Origin of the sequence: Candidatus Hydrogenedens sp. (genome assembly GCA_035361075.1) — a bacterium.
Classification (GTDB): Bacteria; Hydrogenedentota; Hydrogenedentia; order Hydrogenedentales; family Hydrogenedentaceae; genus Hydrogenedens.
Window position 1 is genome coordinate 14,278 of sequence record DAOSBX010000056.1, and the last position, 1,889, is coordinate 16,166.

The 1,889-nt window shown below is 38.2% G+C and carries 2 protein-coding genes; both read left to right on the plus strand.

Annotated elements, in window-relative coordinates; translation table 11 throughout:
- Window positions 1-760: hypothetical protein (locus PLJ10_12755; protein HOK10514.1), on the plus strand; the 760-nt coding region annotated here is incomplete at its 5' end.
- A 28-nt stretch (window positions 761-788) separates the two neighbouring features.
- The coding region (locus PLJ10_12760) for a hypothetical protein (GenBank protein ID HOK10515.1) at window positions 789-1,889 on the plus strand (1,101 nt) is incomplete at its 3' end.

Consider the following 1,889-nt stretch of genomic DNA (forward strand, 5'->3'; position numbering starts at 1 on the left):
CCCCACCGAAGGACAGGTACCCGAAGGTGAAGGAACAAGTGAAGGGAGCCCCACCGAAGGACAGGTACCCGAAGGTGAAGGAACAAGTGAAGGCACTGCTAACGAAGGATATTTAGATGATTGTCCGATAACCAATGATTTAATTATTGCACAGGATGTTTCTGGTGATGCTATTTCTACTACGGACAATAATATCTATTATATTCCAGGTAAATCTTTAACCGTTACAGTTACTTTTACTAAAACTACTTCAGAAAACATCCTTGCATTAGGACTTACTTCACTATTCCCTAAGGGCTGTCAATTTCAAGGTGTTTCTCCAACAAATGCCCCTGCGATATATCCTACATCAAGTAGGGCGGTCTCCAATGGTATAAATCCTTTTGAATTCGCCTGGATAGATATTCCCCCATTCCCATTCAGTTTCAGTTTTAATGTCTATCTTCCCTCAGACTTACAAGGTGCCTACCAAATAACCACACAAGCAATATATCGAGAAGCAGGTCCTCAACTCTGTTCAAATATTGTTTCTACCTCTTTCGCAGGGAATACTCAACCCCAGGAAGGAGAGGGTTTGGTAGAGGGACTTATGGAAGGTTTTAATGAAGGTGATAAATATGGTTGCTCAAATAATACTTTTGTCGGTTGCCAATGCAAAAACAAAACTCCAGAGAAATTATTAAAAATCCTTTTTGGCGATTGGATATTTATGATACTTACGATAGGAACTTTAGGTCTAACAAACAAAGTTAAAACATAAAAAGAGATTGATAAAGAAAGGGTCTTTTATGAGAAACTATTACCAAAGTAGATTTGTAGTTATTATTTGTTTAATTTCTCTTTTTTCATTCAGTTTTTATGTTTATGCAGAGAATAAGATATACTTTATTGCCCCTGATGCAGGTTTAATTCGTGAGGTGCTCCCTGAAAAGGTTGAAAAAGACAATTGGTATCCCCCTGAAGCAACGTTGGAAACTTTCTCAACCAGTTACATAACTTTTAATATAGCCTATAGCGACTCGGATGGTGTAGGATTTAAAGATGCGAGTCATCCAAACCGTAAGTTGTGTCTCAAAAAAGCATTAGAGTATATATCTAATATTTTTAAGATTTCAGGCTCGATTGATATTCTTGTTACAGAAAGTGAGAATGATGGTTCTGGTGCACTTGCATTTGCAGGGAGTTATGTCTTTGAAAATGAGACGACGTTCAGCCCTACTTTCTCTCAACAAAGGTTATTAACTGGAACAAAACCGGTTTCTTATGTATCAGAAATAGAGTTAACTGTTGATTTCGGTTATGATTATTATGAAGACCCTAACAATACTACCCCAGCGAGTGGTCAGATTGATCTGGTATCTGTTCTTATTCACGAGTTTACCCATGGTTTTGGGTTCTTATCTTTTGTAGAAGCAACAGGTGTAACGCAACAAACAGAAAATAATAACTACATGTATACAACCTTTGACCAGTTTATATATAAAAATGATAATGCTCTTTATTCAGGTTCACCCCCAATGTTTCAGGGGAGCCAAGCAGATTTAATTAGTAATGAATTAGTTTTCAAATCAGATTATACAGAGTTTGTATACAGCGTTCAAGGAATCCCTCTTTACTCAAAAGAACCTTTTCTTGATGGGACAAGTATTTGTCATTGGGACCCAGACAGGACAGGTATACAAAACGCAGTGATGAATCCCAGATACAAGGCGGGGGCTATAATTCGTGAATATGCTTTAATTGATTTATGTGCCCTTAAATCTCTTGGTTATGGGAATGTTCAACTTCCTGGTGAGGGACAAACCAATGAAGGGACAAATGAGGGTGAAGGGGCATCTGCCGAAGGTGCTACTACGGAAGGACAAACCAGCGAAGGGACAAATGAGGGT